This window comes from Pedobacter superstes (assembly GCF_037622515.1).
Taxonomy (GTDB): domain Bacteria; phylum Bacteroidota; class Bacteroidia; order Sphingobacteriales; family Sphingobacteriaceae; genus Paradesertivirga; species Paradesertivirga superstes.
The window spans coordinates 231072-247556 of sequence record NZ_JBBJCN010000005.1 but is presented as its reverse complement, the minus strand read 5'-3'; the positions used below and the strand labels follow the sequence as shown (position 1 = coordinate 247556).

Genomic DNA, 16485 nt, shown 5'->3' with positions numbered 1-16485 from the left:
ATTGCAAGGCAACTACCTGTTGTGAGTAACAAACCGAATACACATTAACCTGCCTGGAACTTGTAATTAAATAGCGGGAATACTAAAAAAGAATTTAGCGCCTTTATTTTTTTCGCTCTCGAACCAAATGTGTCCTTTATGCCTTCTCACAATTTCGGCTGTGATATAAAGACCCAGACCGTTACCGGAAATATTTTTCTCTCCTACCAGACTGGTTCTTGAAAAACGTTTAAAAATTTTCGTCTTTTCTTCCAGGGGGATACCGATTCCAAAGTCTTGCACACCAACCGTAATGGTATGGGATTTTGGATCAAAAAAAACGCGAACAACTATTTTATTTGAATCCGGAGAATATTTTATAGCATTTGATAATAGATTATTTAAAACCTGGGTAATTTTCACTTTATCGGCAACAACCAAGCATGGACATAATTCCTCTATATCTATCTCATGGTTTTTCTGCACAACTCTGAAATCCTCAACTACCTCCTCCACAAGTTCGGCAATATCAAATTCGTCTTTTTCTAAGTGTAATTTATTTGAGCGAAGGCGGGAAACATCAAGCAGAAGGGATGAAAGCTGAACTAATTTTTCAGACTGCTCTTCGATTTTTTGCAGGTACTTTTTCACTATTGGAGAAGCCCCCTCTAAATTTATACGCTGAAGTACCTGTGCGGACGCTTTAATAACCGTTACAGGGGTCTTTAACTCATGGGTAGCAATGCTTATAAAATCATCCTTTTCCTGTTGAAGAATTCTTTCCTCTGTAATGTCCTCTATTGAAAGAATATTAACAATGCAATTGTCGGGAGCAGATATAACTCTTTTTGCATGAATAAGCAGAATTCTTGACTTTCCCGATGGTAACACATATCTAAGTTCGAAATCTTTACAATTATGTTCACGAGGCAGAATATCGTTGAATAATATACTCAGATGATGTTGGTCTAAACCCGGAGTTAAAGAATAAAAATTCTTTTCATGAGTTTCCTCTTCTTTAAGCCGGAATAATTTATAGAAACTTTTACTGGCAGTTTTAATACTCAGATTCTGGTCCAGGATTACCACTGGCTCTTTAGTAGTTTCAATAATGTTACTGGCAAGCGATAAGGCCTCAATCGCCTGATTACGAGACTGCTTTTTTTCCTCCAGGTTATGAATTATATTAGTAAAGCCTTTGTGCCTGTTTTGTTCATCAAACAACGGAAAAACAATATCTCGCGCCCAAAACAGATTGCCGTCTTTACAGATATGGAATTCTTCTTTAATAACCTTCCCTTCTTTCAGAGCAGTTTCGATCAGATACGCGGGCACATCATGACTCGCATCTTCTTCTATAAATAACACCGAAACATTTAAACCAAGAATCTCATTTTTAGCATACTTGAACAAATGTTCTGCGCCGGAGTTCCAGCTATTGATCTCACCTTTACGGTTAGTTGTAAACACAGCATAATCCTGTATGCTATCCAATACCTGCTCAAAAAAATCCTCGCTATATCTGAAATAGTGGTCGTCACAGTAATCTTCCTCACCCAAAGGTGAATTATTTTGAGGCTTCAGATCTACCAATAAACGGGTGTTAACCGAAGATGACAGCATCTGCAAGGGCTCATGGGTTAATTTATAAAACGTATTATACCCTTCAGGAAGTTCAGGCAGTTTGGGCTTCTCTTTAAGCGGACTTAAATGAATTGTTTCGAAGTTATCGTTAAAGAACTCCGATTTGGCCAGAGCATACGTATAACCTTGATCTATAAGAGTTCCCAGGATTTGAGGCGTTAATAAAATTTCCACGGGTAAATGTTTAAATGGCTAATTAATTCCCGACTATAATTGCAAAGAACTTACACTCCTCACTTAAACTAAGCAAGCTGATCTAATTTCAGAACTTTATTAATGCCTTGCAATAATTCATTAGTGCCAAATGGTTTCGATATAAAGTGGTCGCACCCAAAGCACCCGAGTATAAATTGACTTGGAACATACGCTGACATAATAATTACAGGCAGATCTCTTGTTTCCGGATTGGTTTTAATCTGCCGGCAAAGCTCGGCACCATTTACTCCGCCAAGAATGAAATCTACTATAACTACATGCGGATTAAACTCCTCGATATTATTGAAAATATTATAAGTCCTACCTATGGTTTTAACGTCGAAACCATTATTTACAAGGGCTGTTTTCATGGCTTCCAAGACCGCAATATCATCATCCAGCACCAAAATTCTCTTTGACATATTAAACAACTATTAAATGTATATCCATTAACGAAAACGCACGCTTTAATCATAGGATTAATTAAAGCTTAGATTATCCTTTTTTCTTATTAGTTAGATTGAATACAAAAGTATTATTTTATATACGATTAAGCAAAGGAAAAACTACGTGGTTTACTGAGGGAATTACCTGTTTTATACAGAGTAAACAGCTGAAATTGTGAGGTTTATTAAAATAAAACGGAAACAACTGAATGATATTAAGAATATTGAAACCCTTGCAATAGAATTTGCCATTAAGCATTCGGTTCATTCACCCTCATGAATTGCAAAACTGTTTTCAGTCGCTCGATGTGATTATTGACATCTTCAGTCCTCGATTTAATATCTTCGGCAGAATCATCTGGTGAATTACTGTTATAAGCTGAAGAAATAAGGAGAAGATTTCTTCTCTCTTCAAGCATCCGTATGGCTACCCAGATCGCTTTTTCGATTCCTTCTGCCTGTGCCTGCAACAGTGTTTGCAGTGTATAAACGTGCCCGGTATGACACCGGTACCGAACCACGGTATCTCCCTTAATTTTCCACAGGCCGCCTCCGCACTCAGGGCAGCTAAAAAGAGTTTGCTCGCCGATTTTCTCCAGATCCTGAATCTTACTCGAAAGTTTTTCTGTTATTTCTGCTTCAATTTCCAATTCTCTGGGTACACGAATTTCAGGACCGGAAGGCTTGGAGAACAGATCCTCCAATATATATCCCATTTCAGAGATCGAAACGCGATAGTTGACATCCACATTATTCAAAACGTTGGCGGGCATATCAGAAAATTCAGCTTCTTCCGGTTCCTGAACAATACAAACTCCACCGCTGCGCTTTATAGCTCCCATTCCCGATGTTCCGTCATCCATTAAACCGGTTAAAACAATCCCAATTACTTTACTGCCATATGCTACAGCTGCGGACCGAAACAAAACATCTATAGATGGGCGCCAGCGGTTTTCCCGTGCTCCGTTATGGATGCAAATTTCGTCCCTTTTAATAATCATGTGGTGATCAGGAGGGGCTATATATATATGACCTGGTTTTATTAGGTCTCCATTTGAAGGAATTTCACAAATTAAGGAAGTATGCTTTTGAATGTGAGTAACTATTACAGGTCCGATCGAGTTTTTTGAAACATGCAGTACAATAAATACCGAAATATTATTGTTTTTAGGGAATTTTGAGATTAATTCCGCTACCGCTTTCAAACCACCGGCCGAAGCACCAACAACCACTATCTTTGTTATTTCAGGCATAAAAGTTTCAGAAAATCTCCCTAAATTTAATATCCACAAGTGTTCCGGCACCTTCTTCAGATTGAATATCCATGGTACCATTTAATAAATCCAAACGATTCTTAATACTATGAAGTCCCGATCCCGAGGCTTTTATTTCATTTTTATTAAAACCTCTTCCGTTATCTTTTACATTAATTCTTAGGCTTTTGTTTTTTCTGGTCGCTTCGATTTTTAGTTCGGTAGCCTTTGCATGTTTAATCACATTATTTACCAGCTCCTGAATAATACGAAAAATGCTGAGTTCCTTGTTCAGATCAAACCGGCTTTTCAAACCAGAAACTCTTAAATGAATTTTCAGATCGGTGGTATTAAGTCTTTTAGACATTTCTTCGAGGGCTGTACATAAGCCAAAATCGTTTAGAATTGCGGGGGCGAGCTCAAAAGAGATATTCCGGGTTTCGCTTACAGCCAGATCCAGTAGCGTATTTAACTCTGTAAATACCGCGCCGTCTTTATCCGTCCGTTTATAATCCTGAAGTTTCAGCTTTATCCCGTACAGCAACTGGCTCACGCTATCATGTAATGCTTCACTGATACGTTTGCGTTCATTTTCCTGGGCACGAAAAACTGCGGTCAGAATATTTTTCTGATGTTCTGCCTTTAATTTCATCGCTTCTTCTTCCATTTCTTTCCGATGGGTAATATCCATCAGTATGCCAACAAAAGACTTAGAAGAACCTGGTCTTTCTATTACATGACCACGGGCAGAAATGTATGCAATATTTCCGTCGGGCTTAATAATACGATACTCAACTTCAAGGTCATGTTTATACTGTATGGCATCCTGGAATTGCTTGTTGAGTTCCGTCCAGTCATCCGGATGAATCCTTTTAACAAAGGAATCGAGAGTTTGTACAGAGTTGGGATCTTTTACTCCATAGATCTGCCAGCTGAACTTGTCAAGTAAAATATCCTTAGTACCCAGGTCCATTTGCCAGGTTCCTGTTACAGAAGCATCCAAAGCCATTTCGAGCCGTTCTTTTGTCTCCTGTAGCTTCAATTCAGCCTTCCGTCTCTCAGTAATATCAATAACAGCCAGGTAGCATTGTTCTTTTCCAAGAAAGCTGTCACGGATAACAATCCCTTCGACCTGAGTATATATAGTTTTTCCTTTTGCGGTATAGAGGTTAAACTGGTTGCTTTGTTTTTCAGACGAGTTAAATATCCGTCTGAAAAACAAATAAAATGCATCTGCATCCGAACTGTCAAGAAAACTTTGAAATCTACGGTTTACAATAGTACGCTTTGCACTTTCTAGCTGGTTGCATCCTGTAGTATTTACCTCCAGTATTATGCCATTATGATCCAGGATAAAATACCCTACCGGTGCCAGATCGTATAATCCAACGAATTTATGACGCTGGTTTTCCACCTCTTCGTTGGAAAGCTTGAGTTCATCGTTTTGCATTTCCAGTTCAATATGCTGAACCTGGATCTGATGTAAAAGCTCCTGGATCTCCTTTGTGGAAAACTGAAGATCTTTATCCTTTACCACATCAGACAAAATCTTTTCAGCCTTCTTCCGAAAAAGATTAAGCACCGCATCTTCAGCATATACCGTTTTCTTAACTTTAGTCACAATACGAAGGCTTACATATCTATAACAATTAATATTGAAGATGTTTCTTTAGTATTTTTATTAACAAAGCGTTTCAAGCTGATTTTAAGTTTAGATGACTCTGTCGAAAAATCAGCCGAATCTTCGTTAGTATCATTATCGGCTGAAACCCCATCCTTTAAAAATTTATCAAGTTTACTGTTCTCCCATTTTTCATGAACCAGCTTAGAGAATGATTTCCCCCCCAGTTCTTTTTGTTTAATATTAAAGCTATGTGCTAAAGGCAAATTCCCTGAAATTATATTCAGGGTTTTATCTGTTAATAGTGCAGGCTTGCTTATGGCGTTAAGATTTTGTTCGGCAAATCCTGATAAAGCCTCTACCTGTAACTGAAGTTGTTTAAATGAAGTGATCTTATTAATAGTCAGAACCGCACCACTAATAAAATTATCCGTAGTGCGATAGGGCATTATACGCAAGCTAAACCACTCCCCTTGTTTGGTCTGAACCTCCAGTTCCTTCACAGAAAGCGTATCAATCACATCTTTAATTTCCTGCTCTATGTTGCTGTTGTCGAAATTAGATACAATGTGTGTTATCGAGCGACCCAGATCTGTTGGAATTACATTAAAAATCTTTTTTATCTGTGGAGTATAGCGCAGAATGTCGAGATTGTTATTTAAAAAGATAGTCCCTATTTCCGTATTATCCAACATGTTTTTCATGTCGTTATTTACCTGGGTTAGCTCTTCACCTTTAGACTGATACTGCACATTAATTGTCATGAGTTCCTCATTCAGCGACTGCATTTCCTCTTTGGTAGTTAGGGCCTCTTCATTTGTGCTCTGCAGCTCTTCATTGGTACTTTGCAACTCTTCATTGGTAGATTTTAATTCCTCCAGCGAGGTTTCCATCTGCTCGACCGTATTATGCAATTGCTGCTTGGTATAAATCAGATCCTTTTCGAGCTCCTCTATGGCAACATTATAACCGGCATTATCTGTTTTACTTTTTTTTGCTGCCTTTTTTAATATCCCTTTATCTTCAAAAACCAGCAGTATTAAGCCATGCAAAGGGGTATTGTCTAATGTTTTGACCTTAACTGTTACCAACCTGGTGCTGGAGTCCTCCTTTAATTTTACATCTTCAACTTTTACTTCAGACCTGTTTAAACGGGCCTGATGAATAGCATTGCTCACTACATATTTTAATTCTTCTCTGGCCATCCTGAAAACGTTCATTACCGCCTCACCAGAATTTAATTCAAGAAACTTACTCAGTTTACCATTGATGTATACAATATCGCCTTTCTCATTAACAAGAATAGAGGCAGGGGTGTAGTTCTCCAGAAGAATTTTACTGAAGGTATCTGCTAAAGTCTTCTTTTTAGGGGTGGGCTCGTTAACCTCTGGCCTAATAAGGGGTTGCCTTGACACATTAAAAGGAAAATCAATCATTTTACCTAATATTGCCAGTCCATCTTTACGTTCAAATATTTTCCACTTAGTATCTAAGGGGACGAACATATCGGTAAAACCACCTATTGTTTCTGCGGGCCCCTGAAATAATATCCCTTTAGGATTAAGCGAATAATGAAAAATAGGAATGATTTTTTTCTGCAGCTCTGCGGTAAGATAGATCATCACATTACGGCAGGATAATAAATCAAGCCGGGTAAACGGAGCATCTTTAATGATGTTATGCTGAGCGAAAACAATCATTTCCCTAAGTTCCTTTTTTACCTGGTAGGTATCGTTCTTCTTTATAAAAAAACGTTCGATGCGATCTTCAGAAATATCGGCAACAATATTACCATGGTATATGCCTACACGGGCAAATTCAACGGCATCCAAATCAAGGTCGGTCGCAAATATTTGAACTTTCGGAACTCTCTTGCTTTTCAACGATTCGAGATATTCCATTACAATGATGGAAATAGAGTAGGCTTCTTCACCAGTGGAGCATCCTGCTACCCATATACGAATGGGTTCATTATCAGGCTTGCTTCTTAATAAGGGTAAAAGATGATCGGTTAACGCTTCAAAAGAGGCAGAATCGCGAAAAAACCGGGTTACACCGATCAGCAATTCATGAAACAGCACATCTAATTCATGCGGATGCTCCCTTAAATAATTCACATAATGTCCGTAATCCGATAACTGATGATAAGCCACTCTCCGGTCTATCCGACGGGTTACAGTGCTTTTTTTGTACTGGGTAAAATCATGCCCTGTATGCGAACGCAGGAGCATTAAAATTTTATGTATTGCTGTTGTGTCTTTGCTTTCGAGCTGTATTTCGTCTGATACTTCATCGGCCATCAGCGGATGATTAAGAAACTGGATAAGTTTAATAGGCATTTCTTCAGGAGGTAAAATAAAATCTGCAAGACTGGTATTAATAGCAGCTCTGGGCATACTGTCATACTGCGCTGTGCCAGGTTCCTGAACAATAACAATCCCCAGTTTTTCCTTAATCATTCTTAAGCCAGTTTCACCGTCGGATCCCATTCCCGAAAAAACAATACCCACCGCCCTGTTCCATTGGTCCTCGGCCAGACTTTTAAAAAAATAATCTATTGGCAGCCGGTATCCATTGGGCATGGCAGGCTTTAATAATAGGAGCTTTCCATTATGAATTCCCATATCTTTATTGGGAGGGATCATATAAACTTTATCCGGTTCAACGGCTAAACCATCTCTGGCTTCCAATACAGGCATCGTTGTAAAGTTTTGAATAAGCTCATAAACCCGGCCTTTATGATTAGGATCCAGGTGCATAATAATAACAAAAGCCATCCCACTGTCTGCGGGCATATGCAGAAAGAAATTTTCAAAAGCATGAAAAGAACCGGCAGAACCACCCATTCCAACAATAGCAAAAGAGGCCCTCCCGGTAGCATCTAAATCAGAGTTGCTCTTTTTTTTAACCAGACTATTTATTGATTTTTCCTTTTTTGCGTTAGGCATTGCAAAATGTTTAGAGATAAATTTATGATCTTATATAATGGATTTATATAGTCTATAGAAAAACGCGGTGCTTTTAAATACTAATCAATAATTCCATTGCGAACCGCAAATCGGATTAATGTTGCAGTGTTTCTCGCTCCGGTCTTCTCGAGAAGATTTTGGCGGTGACCTTCTACTGTGCGCCTGCTTGTGAAAAGCTTTTCGGCTATTTCATTATTCGTTAAACCTTCTGCTATTAATAATAAAATCTCAATCTCCCGGCGCGATAAATCTATAGCGACTTTTATTTCTTTATTATCAGACTGAGGGAGGTTGTTAAGTTTTGCTATGAGCTTCGCAGTTAACTCAGAGCACACATACATGCTTCCGGCCATAACATGCCTTATAGCAAATACCATTTCTTCCTCACTAACATTCTTTAACAAAAACCCTGCTGCCCCTATCTTAACCGCCTGAAGGACATAGTTTTCATGATCCAGCATGGAAAGGATCAGAACTTTAAGATCCGGGGATTTTTTTTTAAGCTCTTCAATTAATGCCATGCCATTCAAGTTGGGCATATTTATATCTGTAAGCACTAAATCCGGCCTCAAACCCTGTTCCAGTAATTGTAAAACTTCAAGTCCATCAGTTGCTTCTCCAATGACATTTATATCGGCCTGCTTATCAAGTAAAGAGCGGATACCGTTTCGCACAATATTATGATCTTCAGCTAATAATACTTTTATCACGGTCGGTTATTTTAATTTATTCAGCAGGTAGCTGGATGCAAACAAATATCTATAAAAAAATACAGTTTTAAATACCGAAAACCCCTAATTTATTTTGGAGAAGATACGTTCTCAGAGTTTATAATCAGGCGTTTTATGTTTTCCAGATACCTGTTTTACCAATAAAACTTTTCTTGCTTAATATACGTTTATATTAGTATAAATTAAACATATGGACGACAATATATTTAGAAGTCTGGATATAGACAGAATCAATATTGATGAATATTACGAAGTTGAATACTGGTCTAAACAATTTGGCCTGCGCCCTGAGGTTTTTAAAAATCTTATTATCGAAACTGGAATTACTTCCGCAGAAAAGTTAAAAACATACCTTCATAATTTCTATGGTGAAAATGTTGCATAGCATGTAATTTTCCAAAGACGAAGCCTTGGCGAGAATTTGAAGAGTTTCTGTTTTTTTATAGCAGGCTTTTCTTAATACCTTTTAATTTGATGGCTTTTACTTCGGCCCCTCTTCTCCATGAATTGGGATAGTAAATGTAAACGTTGATCCCTCTCCCACTTTAGAATCAAAGTAAAGTTTTCCTTTATGCCTTTGTATAATTTCCCGGGATATAAACAGACCTATTCCCAAACCGGAAAATTTAAACGATGTATCTTCCACTCTGAAAAATCTGTTAAAAATATAGGGCGCTTTCTCCTCCGGAATACCGACACCATAATCCTGAACCGATAGAGTAAGCATTTCTCCGGAGGTTTTAATTATCAGCAGTATCTCATCAGAATCGGGTGAATACTTCGCTGCATTTGATAAGAGATTTGAAAGAACCTGTTCCAGCCGGTGTTTATCGCCAAACACAAGAACATCATGATTGCCATTTAATTTTATAGTATGAGATGGATAATTATTCCGGGAATCAGTAATTGCATCATCTATGATTTCTGCAAAATTAAATTCGGCGAAATTGTAATTCATCTTTCCCGCCTGCATTTTAGATACATCCAGCAAATCGCTTATTAATGAAGATAACTTATGGGCCTGCCGCTGAGTTTTTACAATTAAATCGCTAACGGAAAATAGCTTTTCACTTTCAGCACGGCGGGATAAAATTTGCAAATAGCCATTTAAGCTGGTAATCGGTGTTTTTAACTCGTGACTTGCGATGCTGATAAATTCATCCTTCTTTTGCTCATTTTTCTTTTGCTCATCAATATCAGTTATTGAGCCGATCCACATATTATTTTGGCTGGAATCCTGAAGTGCAAGCGCCCGGGTTAAATGCCAGTAATATTTACCGTCTTTGGCCTTGAACCGGTGTTCAAATTGAAATTCATCGCTATTTTCGACCGCATCTTTCCATCTTTTCAGGTTTTCCTTCAAATCATCAGGATGGATAAAATGAGAGAGAGTAAGCTTGTTGATCTCTTCAATTGAATAACCGGTAAACTTTTCCCATTGCGGATTCAGATATAATAAATTCGCTTTGGCATCTGTTACAAAAATTTTCTGCGGCATAGTTTCGGCCATCAGTCTGAATCGTTTTTCGCTTTGTTTTAAAGCTTCTTCGGCCAGCTTCCGTTCCGTTATTTCACCTACCACGCCCGAAAACTTCACAGCCTTACCGGCACTGTTAAAATCTGTACTTCCTCTAGCAAACACCCATTTAATCCTTTCATCACCAGTGATTATACGGTATTCGGCTTCATAGATGCCGCCTTTGTCTATACACTCTTTTCGCTTAAGTTCCGTAGCGGCAATGTCATCCGGATGAATTCTGTTTATAAACAGCATTGGATCAATACCATGCGATGAGTATTCCAGATCAAAAATCTTCGACAAACTCTCATCAACATACATCACTTCATTCTCCAAATCACGTACCCATGTACCAATTAATCCGGAAGAGAGAGCAGATTTTAACTGAATTTGAGTTCTTTTAAGCTCTTCCTCTATTTTTCTTCTCCGCTCAATCTCTGCTAATGCTTCCGCATTCAGGCGGGTGTTCTCTAAGGTCAGCCCGATATGATTGGCAAAGTTCTGGGCAAAACGAAGATCCGCTTCATCGTAATTTTTATCCGGAGAAGAAGAAATGAAGGTTACTAATCCTGTAATTGTCTCTTTATTAAACATGGCAACTGTAATGCTCGAGTGAACACCCAGCTGGTTAACAATCGTTAACTGCTCTGGATCTGGTATAAAAGTTTCGAGCATTTCAGGAGTAATAAAAGGCAAATGAAAGGGTTGGCCAGTTTTTAAAACGAATGCACTACCCTGATCAGCATTTAAACCTACCGGATACTTTTCACGATATTCTAATGCCACTTTAATGAACTTCGGGTCTTCATGAGCCAGCTTGATCAGTTCCAGTTTACCATCCTTCAAAAGATCTATTGTAAACCAATTCGCAAACTTCGGAACAATTAAATCTGAAACTTTATTTAAGGCGTCTGATGTATTTCTTGCCCCGGCTAATACCTCAGCTGCTGTATTTAAGTAAGATAACAAGCGCTCATTTTTCTTATAAAGGCTGATATCTCTGATAAATAAATAGGCATAATTTATTCCGGTAGCATCCTCAATGTTCCTTGAACTTAATAAAGCATATTTCAGATTCCCGTTTTTGCATTTAATAACCGATTCCAGGTTATACAATTCCTCTGAAGCCTTCATGCTTTCATAAAGTTTTTGAAGTACCTGTTCATCAGTATAAAAATCGGATAGCGGTTTGCCAATGTATTCTTCCGCTGTATATCCTGTATACTTAAGCTCTGCAGCATTGGCATAAACTATTATACCATCTTTATTTATACCCAGAATATTTATAACACCTGTATCATGAAATTGCTGAAATGCCTGATGACTGGAAATCTGATTAAATAAGTCTGGCCGGTTTTGAATCATAACAGAGTTAAGTGCTCTAACATTTCTAAATTAATTATCTTAAAGGTTCACAAGCTACTTTCAACAACCATTGCAGGTTTATTTGCATAAATCAAAAGCGACAGGTCAGCTTTAATCAATATGGGGAACAATTATTAGCTCTTAGTGTTTGTAAGAAAAACATAATGCATGGGTAAATTATCAGTCATTCCAAATACAGAAAAACCAAGAATAGTAATAGTTGGTGGTGGATTTGGAGGTTTAGAACTGGCGAAATCTTTAACATCTGCGGAAGTTGAGATAGTACTTATCGATAAAAACAATTATCACACTTTTCAGCCTTTATTATATCAGGTTGCAACATCAGGACTAAACGGGGCCTCTATCGCATACCCTTTCAGAAAATTTTTCGAAAAGCAAAACAACTTCTTTTTTCGCCTGGCAGAAGTTTTATCTGTAGAACCGGATCAGAATATCCTGAATACCTCTATTGGTGTTATTACTTACACCTATCTGGTTATCGCTACCGGTGCGGAAACGAACTTTTTCGGTAATGAGCTCATGCATAAAAATGCAATAGCTTTAAAAAGCATAAGCGACGCAGTAATGCTTCGAAATACCATACTCTGCAATCTTGAAAATGCGTTGCAGGCACAGGACGAGGATCAATTAAACCTTTTGATGGACTTTGTGATTGTGGGGGGTGGCCCTACCGGGGTAGAACTCGCAGGTGCAATCAGTGAGCTCCGCAAACATGTTTTTCCAAAAGATTACAAGGAGCTAAACATTAAGCAAATGGACATTAACCTGATTCAAAGCGGTGACCAGTTGTTGAAAGGTATGTCGGCCGAAGCATCTGAAAAATCACTTGAGTTTTTACAGGATTACGGGGTAAAGGTTTGGCTGAACCGCCGGGTAAAGTCATATGACGGGCAAACGGTACTGCTCGATTCCGGGGAAGAGCTGAAAGCCCAGACCTTAATCTGGACGGCAGGCGTAATTGGATCGCCAATAAAAGGATTAAAAGAGGAAAGTATTTTTAAAGGAAACAGAATACTTGTAGATGAATATAACCTGGTAAAAGGCTATGAAAATATTTATGCAATTGGCGATGTATCGTGTATGCTGAGTGAGCAATACCCCGACGGACATCCCATGGTTGCACAACCGGCTTTACAGCAAGGAAAGCTTCTGGCTAAAAACCTAAAAAAGAAGTTTAAAGGCGAATCTCCTGTCCCGTTTAACTATCACGATCAGGGCTCAATGGCCACAATAGGCCGGAATCACGCAGTTGCTGATTTAAAAATTTTTAAAAAAGAATTCAGAACCCAGGGTTTTCTGGCATGGCTGATCTGGATGTTTATTCATCTGATTTCAATAATAAGCTTTAAAAACAGACTCATTGTGCTTTTAAACTGGATGTCAAGCTATTTTAGTTTCGATAAGGGAATCAGGCTGATCTTAGGAAAGAAGAAGGAATAAATTTCAATCTACTGAACATTAACATCGGTGTATTCCGGAAAACGAGATAAGAGAACTCTTGTTCTATATCTCTAAAAATTTTATAAATCTTTTCCATGATTATGTAACAAAAGCCCTCATAAATAAAGCGAAATTTGATTATTCAAAAAAGAAGAATATGAGAGCCCAGAGTTCCAGTGTAAAAGAAAACTTCCCGGTTACAGGCTTAAGCTGCACCTCGTGTGCAATAAGCGCAGAAACCATTTTGCAGTCGCAAAGAGGAGTTATTAATGCGGCTGTCAATTTTGCAAATAATACAGCATCAATAGAATATCTCCCTTCTGAAGTGAAGCCAGAGGATTTAAAATCCGCCGTACAATCTGTCGGATACGATTTAATTATTGAAGATGCAGAATCGGCGAAAGCCACTGTAGAAATTATAGAAACAGAAAAATTTAAAGAGCTGGAGAGAAATACATGGCTGTCTATTCTCTCCTCAATCCCTATTGTGGCAATGGGAATGTTTTTCATGCATATGCCTTATGGAAATTACATACAATGGGCGCTTGCCACCCCGGTGGTTCTAATTTTCGGTCAGCAGTTCTTTGTCAATGCCTATAAACAGGCAAAACATAAAAAGGCCAATATGGATACCCTGGTGGCCCTTAGCACGGGAATTGCCTATCTGTTTAGTGTATTTAACACCGTTTATCCCGAGTTTTGGACCAATCGGGGCTTAGAACCACACGTATATTTTGAAGCGGCATCTGTTGTAATTGCTTTTATTCTTTTAGGAAAGCTTTTAGAAGAAAGTGCAAAATCGAATACTTCCGAAGCTATTAAAAAATTAATGGGTCTTCAGCCAAAAACGGTGATCCGTATTACAAATGGAACCGAAGAAATCATTCCGGTTGAGCAGGTTAAGGTGAACGATACCCTTTTGGTTAAACCCGGAGAAAAAATACCGCTTGACGGTAAAATAGTATCAGGTAAATCATACGTCGATGAAAGTATGATTACAGGAGAGCCTACCCCGGTGCTCAAAGAAAGGGATGCCGGAGTATTTGCAGGTACCATCAACCAAAAGGGGAGCTTTAAGTTCGTTGCAGAAAAAGTGGGAAAAGATACCCTCCTTGCCCAGATTATTAAACTTGTTCAGGACGCGCAGGGAAGTAAAGCTCCCGTACAGAAATTGGTGGATCAAGTTGCAGGTATTTTTGTTCCAATAGTTATTGCTGTATCAATATTCAGCTTATTTACATGGTTAATACTGGGTGGCGATGATGGCTTTACGCAGGGTTTGTTAGCCATGGTAACAGTATTGGTAATTGCCTGCCCGTGTGCCTTAGGGCTTGCCACTCCAACTGCGATAATGGTCGGCGTTGGTAAAGGGGCAGAAAACGGTATTTTGATTAAAGATGCGGAAAGCCTCGAACAGGCAAAAAATATAGACGCCATAATTCTTGATAAAACCGGTACAATTACTGAAGGAAAGCCGGAGGTAATATCGGTAGAATGGAAAGCGGGTGCAAATCAGAAAGAACTTTCTGATTTAATTTATAGCATCGAGTCAAAATCAGAGCATCCCCTGGCAGAGGCGGTGGTGAAACACTTGCAAACTGAAACATTGAATAAATTATCTTTAGATTCTTTTGAAAGCTTAACAGGCGAAGGTGTATTCGCGATGTATAAAGGGGATGCATATTTTGTTGGAAGTCCTAAACTCATGACTCAGAATGCGATTCATATTGATAATGAACTGAGGCAAAAATCAGAGGAATGGCTATACCGGGCCTATACCGTTATCTGGCTCGCTGACAAAGAAAATGCACTTGCGGCTATCGCGATAGCAGATAAAATTAAGGACTCGTCCTCAGAGGCCGTAAAAACTTTACAGGATATGAATATTGAGGTGTATATGCTGACGGGCGACAATGAAACAACTGCACAGGCTGTGGCCAGACAGGTTGGAATCATAAACTATAAAGCGGAAACACTGCCCGGAGACAAAGCCGATTTTGTAAAGCAATTACAGGAGCAGGGAAAAAAAGTGGCCATGGTTGGCGACGGTATAAATGACAGTCAGGCTCTGGCGCAGGCTGATGTAAGTATTGCAATGGGAAAAGGAACAGACATTGCCATGGATGTAGCGAAAATGACTTTGATTTCCTCTAATTTATTACAGGTACCCAAAGCCATTAAACTTTCACGGCAAACCGTTAAGGTGATTAAACAAAACCTGTTCTGGGCTTTCATCTACAATATCATTGGGATACCTGTAGCGGCAGGGATATTGTATCCATTTACAGGTTTTTTGTTAAACCCTATGCTTGCAGGTGCAGCAATGGCTTTGAGTAGTATTAGCGTGGTAACAAACAGCCTGCGGTTAAAATACATAAAACTATAAAATGCATTCCCACGAACATCATCATCATACCCATGCTGTGAGCCCCAAATTACTCGCCGGCAGGGCCTTTAAAATCGGGATTATACTTAACATTCTTTTTGTAATTGCTGAAACAATTGCCGGATTAAAGTTTAATTCGATGGCCTTACTTACAGATGCGGGGCACAATTTAAGCGATGTGGGAAGTTTAGCCATCTCCCTACTGGCATTTACTTTAGCCAGGCGGAAAGCAACTGAGTTTTTCACCTATGGATATAAGAAAACAACCGTTCTGGCAGCTTTAGCCAATGCTGTTATTTTACTTCTAGCCGTAGGTATTATGATGTATGAATCAATAAGGAGATTTTACCAGCCACAAGAAGTACAAGGGATGGTGGTAGCCTGGATAGCCGCAGCAGGTATCGTTGTTAATGGAATCTCGGCATTCCTTTTTTTTAAAGATAAAGACAGCGACCTGAATGTAAAAAGTGCATATCTTCATCTGGTTGCCGACGCTTTAGTTTCCCTTGGTGTTGTTGCCGCCGGAATAATTATATCCTTTACCGGTTGGAACTGGATAGATTCTTTTATGGGATTGGTTATTGCTTTGATAATTCTTGTCAGCACCTTGAAATTATTAATAGAAAGTTTCAAGCTTTCGGTGGACGCTGTACCCCATGGAATAATTGTGGATGATATTAAACAGTTCATCCTGTCAAATGAAAATATAACAGATGTACATCACATACACATCTGGCCACTGAGTACTACCGAAAATGCGCTTACCGCTCATATCAGAATTAATGACTCTCTTACGTTCGATCAAAAAATGATGGTAATTAAGAGTTTGCGCCATTCTCTTGAGCATCAAAACGTTCATCACAGCACGTTTGAACTCGAATCAGAAAAAATAAACTGTGACAATAAAAGCTGTTAA

The 16485-nt window shown here is 38.7% G+C and carries 11 protein-coding genes; 4 read left to right on the top strand and 7 right to left on the bottom strand.

The annotated features are described in order from the left end of the window. Positions 1-66: 66 nt before the first annotated feature. The 6 genes from WG906_RS15120 to WG906_RS15095 form a co-directional block, all read right to left on the bottom strand. Positions 67-1797 carry a PAS domain-containing sensor histidine kinase gene (locus WG906_RS15120; protein WP_339993633.1) on the bottom strand — a complete coding sequence of 577 codons (1731 nt, stop codon included), beginning with the start codon at positions 1795-1797 and terminating at the stop codon, positions 67-69. A 68-nt stretch (positions 1798-1865) separates the two neighbouring features. After that, complete coding sequence (locus tag WG906_RS15115) at positions 1866-2240, bottom strand: response regulator (protein ID WP_339993632.1); 375 nt, start codon at positions 2238-2240, stop codon at positions 1866-1868. A gap of 275 nt (positions 2241-2515) precedes the next feature. After that, positions 2516-3517, bottom strand: a complete 1002-nt coding sequence (locus tag WG906_RS15110; RefSeq protein WP_339993630.1) for a chemotaxis protein CheB — start codon at positions 3515-3517, stop codon at positions 2516-2518. Positions 3518-3524: 7 nt separating this feature from the next. Further along, on the bottom strand, positions 3525-5138 hold the full coding sequence (locus tag WG906_RS15105) for a PAS domain-containing sensor histidine kinase (protein WP_339993629.1): 1614 nt from the start codon (positions 5136-5138) through the stop codon (positions 3525-3527). A gap of 11 nt (positions 5139-5149) precedes the next feature. Continuing rightward, a complete protein-coding gene (locus WG906_RS15100; protein WP_339993627.1) occupies positions 5150-8086 on the bottom strand; it encodes a CheR family methyltransferase in 2937 nt (978 codons plus the stop codon). Between the two features lie 80 nt (positions 8087-8166). Further along, positions 8167-8817 carry a response regulator gene (locus WG906_RS15095; RefSeq protein WP_339993625.1) on the bottom strand — a complete coding sequence of 217 codons (651 nt, stop codon included), beginning with the start codon at positions 8815-8817 and terminating at the stop codon, positions 8167-8169. A 211-nt stretch (positions 8818-9028) separates the two neighbouring features. Between WG906_RS15095 and WG906_RS15090 the strand changes: the two genes are divergently transcribed. Beyond that, the gene (locus tag WG906_RS15090) at positions 9029-9223 is read left to right on the top strand and encodes a DUF3606 domain-containing protein (RefSeq protein ID WP_339993624.1); all 195 of its coding nucleotides are present in this window, start codon (positions 9029-9031) and stop codon (positions 9221-9223) included. A 96-nt stretch (positions 9224-9319) separates the two neighbouring features. On the opposite strand, the gene WG906_RS15085 is transcribed toward WG906_RS15090, so the two are convergent. Further along, a complete protein-coding gene (locus WG906_RS15085; protein WP_339993623.1) occupies positions 9320-11722 on the bottom strand; it encodes a PAS domain S-box protein in 2403 nt (800 codons plus the stop codon). Positions 11723-11890: 168 nt separating this feature from the next. Between WG906_RS15085 and WG906_RS15080 the strand changes: the two genes are divergently transcribed. From WG906_RS15080 to WG906_RS15070, 3 genes are all read left to right on the top strand, one after another. Next, a complete protein-coding gene (locus WG906_RS15080; protein ID WP_339993622.1) occupies positions 11891-13183 on the top strand; it encodes an NAD(P)/FAD-dependent oxidoreductase in 1293 nt (430 codons plus the stop codon). Between the two features lie 157 nt (positions 13184-13340). Beyond that, positions 13341-15569 (top strand): heavy metal translocating P-type ATPase, encoded by a 2229-nt coding sequence (locus tag WG906_RS15075; protein WP_339993621.1) that lies wholly within the window; start codon positions 13341-13343, stop codon positions 15567-15569. A gap of 1 nt (position 15570) precedes the next feature. Then, positions 15571-16485 (top strand): cation diffusion facilitator family transporter, encoded by a 915-nt coding sequence (locus WG906_RS15070; protein ID WP_339993620.1) that lies wholly within the window; start codon positions 15571-15573, stop codon positions 16483-16485.